Consider the following 4,932-nt stretch of genomic DNA (forward strand, 5'->3'; position numbering starts at 1 on the left):
CCCCCATCTATGGATCAAGGATGTACCGCTCAAGGAATACGCCCGAGCACTCGAGAACATGGGCAGATTCGTGCAGTTCACCGCACTGCGTTACTCGCCGCCATCCGACTTCATTGGACCAGCCTTCGGACAAGACTGGAGGTACATACCCGGCAGCCAGGCAGAAAAGCCGCCACACTGCCTGGCGACGAACGGACTGACCAAACGCTACATCTGCTGGGGATCTCCCAACCATCTGAAAGATCTTGTCTGGGCTGCCCTGACCGTCGGGGTCACGGAACAGGGACGCCCTGGCGTCGCGCTATCAGTTCGCACCGATGCCGATATCGACGCTAGCGGCAAGCGTCGGCATCAGGCCCTAGGGGAAAGATGTGGCATCGAAGTGAAGTACGTGGTTCGACCGCTGCGTCGACGCCCCTAAGACTCAAGCACGGTGCTGAACGGGCCGGGCGTGGGCGGGATGATTACAAGAAGGGTAGCCGGCAAATGCGAAGTGGCCTACTGGATCTCGATCTCCGATCGTTGTTACGTAACCGCTACTCCCTAGGCTCGGGCCACTGAAGTGATCTCAGCGACTTTGCGGTAGGTATTTGTATTCGAAGTGGGTCAGGTGCAGGGCTGCGGCGACGATGTCGCCGATTCGGCGTGGGCTGACGGTCGTGTGGCGTAGCGTTTTCCAGCGTCCGATCAGGATTGCGAAGCCGCGTTCTCCTTGCCAGCGTAGACCGCGTAGGAGTCGGTTGTAGGCGCGGTTGTCGGGTGCGAGCCGGTTGCCGTCGGCGGGTTGCTTGACCGGGGTTTTGATGCCGTGGCCTGCGCTTTCGTAACCGGAGTCGGCCAGGGTCGGTAGGTCGAGTTCGGCGGCGGACCAGTTCAGGGCAGCGGTGATCCCGAGTTCGCGAGCGCAACTGGTGTCGTGTAGATGCCCGGGAAACGCCGTCGATGTCCAGATCGGCAGCCCGTCCGGACCTATGACTGCTTGGATGTTCGCGCCGAAGTCGCGGTGTTTGCCGGAGAACCAGGCGTCGATCACGTCGCCCTTGACCGACAGGGTTGTCTCTGTCAGCCGGTCGCAGTCGAACAGCTTGCCGTCGAGGATCACGTGCGACCAGCCGTCGGCTGCGGCCCGACGCAGAGCGGTGTGCAGGTCGTTTTGGCCTGGGCGGCGAGCACGGCGATGCCCTCGTCGCGGTAGCGGTGGGCGGTCGCCCTGGAGATGCCGAAGCCGGCGGGCGAGCAGGGTCATGTCCTCGGCCTTGCGGAACCAGACGAGCACCATCAGCGCCTGGTAGAAGCAGGTCAACGCCCGGGTGCCGCAGGCCCGGCGTTGTGCGTACAACAGCCGGGCGAGGTGCTGCACGAGTTCCCTCGGGACGTCGACCATGGCACGATAGGCAATCACGTGGAGCCCTCTCGAAGACGTGTTTCTGTCGCAAGGACGTGTCTATCGATGGCTCCACGCCTGTTTCCACTGCCGCCCGACTCGCCGCCTTCGCCCGTGTCGCACCAATCAAACCTTATGCGTCGCTGAGATCACCTCACTGTCCCGTAAGAGGCGACTCCAGACTCGCGAGAATGAATCAATTCTTTGAACCCCGTGTTGCAGTAGGGGTGAGTTAGCTGCGCGTTTTCGCGCGCCCCGGAGCCCCCATCAGCCCTCCGTCGGATATGATCGAAGGATGCCGCGCTAAGCGGTAGGCGCGCGCCGCATATTCTACACTTGGGGGCTGTGTCGATAATTTCTCTGAGAATAACCACGTTCTTGGTCTCCGTCGAAAAACTTCCTCCACGCTGACCTCTGACACCACTTACTTCCCTTAAGGCCGTCCTTAGGTCCGGCTGATCTTTTAGAATGCTGACAATCTGCGGCGCATCTGCACCTTGACTCAAAGCTTCAAAGGTGGTCTCCAGCATAACAGTTATGGGCGAAACAGACCGCGTCAGACTACCGTGTCGTCGCACAATATGGTTCAGGAAAAACTTATTTGTAATCAGAAATTCCTCGAATTCGGCGCGAATGGCCATGAATTGATTGAGGCGCCGTCGGCTTACCAAGTTCGTTACGAAACTAATAGCGGAGAGGAAAGCAGCCGGCTGAAATCGTCCCGTCGCACTATAAAAGTAGACGGCAGGGTGGAGTCCAAGCGAGGCAGGATCATTTCCAGCAATGCGCGAGGCAGCCTTTCGTACCGCCCTCATGAAACGTAGGGTGTTCTCGCCGTCGCGGTCGTCAGCTAGTTCCGCTCTACCGGACGTCCCCGAGCCAGGCTTAGTCGTAGAGACTTTGCCCCTGCGCCAAGTATCTGGCGAAATGCCATTTACGAAGTTTACGAGCTCGAAAACCATCTTCACGCTATCCGAAGAGTAGCCGCGACCAGCCACAGGAAGATCTGCGCTACGTATCGAGGTATCCAGCGAGGGCTTAAAGATTAGATCATAAACTTCTTTGGCGATTTTCTCGATTTCCGAGCGTGTCTGAGCATCAAACGATGACCAATATTTGTGCCCGGTTCCTGCTCTAATAAAAGCACGAGCTGCCACAGCGTTCGGCTTCCGTCTCGCTTTGATCATTTCCAGCTCAGCCTGATCGATAGGAGTCGCCTGCTGATTAATGCGGAAGAACGAACTCTCCGCCTTGTCGGCTTCGCCCATCACCCACTGAAGACTTACCGCGAAGGCACTCAGGTTACGCGCCAGGCGAAGGCGCTCCTTGGGAACCGCCTCTGGGTTTCGTAGTGCTACGCTGAGGTCCCGATACGAACCGACTGTTTCCGCTATCAAGGAACGGGTCGCTTCGGCCGCTTTCCGCTGTTCGACCGGAATCACGTTATTGAAGAATCCTATTGAGGTCTGCCGGTCACCATAGTCATCGTGAGCCCAAGCGACCAATGCGCTCAAACGATGCGCCCCATCGATGACGAAAATGCTGCCACTGATGGGCGACCGCCACATGATGACGGACGGTATGAGGTCGCCTTCCAGGAAACTACGAACCAGTTCCGCAACCTTGTCCGGCGGCCAGCTGGCCGTCTCGCGCTGGAAGTCGGGTTTTCTCAATACATTGTAGATCAGACTCTCAGCCACGAGATCCGTAACCTTTAGACTTGTACTAAGGATCGACGGTTGCGTCAGTGGCTCGTTGCCAGCGAGCTCAAAGTCCTCGCGGGGAATCAGTGCATCAAGGTTTACGTGGTGTGTCGGCATTTAGCGGATCCTCCCGGTCAATGCGAGCCCGCTCCGCCCGCCAGGCGATGTCCATCGTAACGGCTAGATTATCGACACAGGGCTCACTACCTGTCCCTCCAAGATCGGAAATCCGTGTCTGCAAGCCGACATCTTTGATCCTCACGGCCCTAAGACCTGACCAACCTCCACAGCGCCCAGGCAGAAACAAACATTGTCGGCGCGGCGACCGCTGCCGTGGCGCACCTCGCCCCGGACGTCAGGCCGACTGGTATGCCACGTCAACGCCAGCTCATCCAGGTCGCCGGGTGACCAGCCCTGCTGCCTGCTCAGCTTCGGGGACAACGCGCCGCGCGGCCCGCATCGCGCGGGGAAGTTCACCACCCAGTTCGGGTCACATGGCTGGCAGATCAACAGTCCGTACGACAGGCGGTACATCCCGCTCGGTACGGGAGCAACCCGAGCCGGCGGTGTTTGACGGTGGCGGCCACCGTAACGTCCGCTCGGGCGGGAGTGCCGGCTGGCGTCTTGACCACGACGGTGAGTTCTTCGTCGCCGATCAGCGGTGCGCCGCTCACCGCTCGGAAGCGCCATTCGGGGTCGCTGTCGTGCTCGCCGATCCCGACGACGAACAGTTCCTCGCCGCTGCCGTTCGGTGCGTATTCGATGGTTGATTCGATGATCGTGAGTTTGGCGGTGAGTGAGACCCGACCGGTCCTGGGCGCAGCGTGGGAGCGTCGCTTCGGGTCGATGGACCAAGCGATCGGCTGCCGATCGGCGGGCGCGTCCGGTGCTTTCAGATGCACCCCGACGGCCGCGTCGACGAAATGGAGTGGCCCGTCGGCCCAGACACACAGGTGCCGGCGGCCTTCCGCGTGCCAGTGCGGCACACGGTCGAGGAAGCCGGCGAGGAACGTGTCGGGCCGTTCGGCCAGAGTCTGCTGGGCGTCGCGGGTTACGACGCGGTGCAGTGGATCAGCGGTGATGGCGCGGCGAAGGCCGGCGACGCGCAGCGCGAGCGGGGACAGCGTGAGGTGGTGGGTGCCCCGGTAAAACCTGATCAGGCCGCCGGCGAATTGTGGGAGCAGCATGGTGCGGTGCTCGACGCTGTCCCGGGTGATCGCCAGCCCATGCAGGGCGGCGACCGGCGAGCTTGCCGCGTCGCGGCGGCCCTCACCGAGCATCAGCGACACGAGCACGGTCTCCGGTGGCAGGAGCGCCTGCACTTCGTCGAGCGTGAGCAGGGGCAGTCGCCACGGGCTGCGGGCGGTCGTCAATTCGTCGCTGACGCGTCGATCGGATGCCCGCTGCCGGTTGCGATGCACGGCATCGACATCGGATTCGGTCTCAGCCTCTGCGGAGCCGGCGTAGCAGACCATGGCCGTCTCCGCCCCGCCAGGCAGCTCGACGTCAGGCGGCGGGCCGGGCAGCAACGCCTCGTCGGCCCGGGTCCGCTGCAGGTCTCGCCGCAGGCGAGGGGTGGCCGTCAACGGTCCGCACGAGTGCAGCGCCGAGGAGAACCCGCGGCCCTTCGCGGCCTGGTGGACGACCGCCACCGCGGCGACGTCGACGCTGGATCCGATCAACCCGAACAGCAGCCTGCGGTAGAACTGGTGCAGCGTCCAGGCCACGGATTCGTCGGCTCCGGCACCGAGCCCGGCTGCGGCGGGTAGCAAGGCGGTGGCCGCGCGGCCGGCGGTGGCGTCGTTGCATGCGAATACCTGCTGCAATCCCGCATCGAGGCTGTTC

At 62.0% G+C, this 4,932-nt stretch carries 3 protein-coding genes and 1 pseudogene; 1 reads left to right on the forward strand and 3 read right to left on the reverse strand.

What is annotated here, in order from left to right; translation table 11 throughout:
• The coding region (locus ABZ795_RS28645; protein WP_357532630.1) for a hypothetical protein at positions 1-421 on the forward strand (421 nt) is incomplete at its 5' end.
• 147 nt (positions 422-568) lie between these two features.
• Here the strand turns inward: ABZ795_RS28645 and ABZ795_RS28650 are convergent.
• From ABZ795_RS28650 to ABZ795_RS28660, 3 genes and pseudogenes are all read right to left on the reverse strand, one after another.
• A pseudogene (locus tag ABZ795_RS28650) lies at positions 569-1,384 on the reverse strand (transposase family protein).
• Positions 1,385-1,533: 149 nt separating this feature from the next.
• Positions 1,534-3,084, reverse strand: coding sequence for a DUF262 domain-containing protein (locus tag ABZ795_RS28655; protein WP_357532631.1), 1,551 nt, complete (start codon positions 3,082-3,084; stop codon positions 1,534-1,536).
• Positions 3,085-3,593: 509 nt separating this feature from the next.
• A partial coding sequence (locus ABZ795_RS28660) for a hypothetical protein (protein WP_357532632.1) occupies positions 3,594-4,932 on the reverse strand: 1,339 nt, incomplete at its 5' end.

This window comes from Micromonospora sp. NPDC047134, from assembly GCF_040643455.1.
GTDB lineage: Bacteria > Actinomycetota > Actinomycetes > Mycobacteriales > Micromonosporaceae > Micromonospora.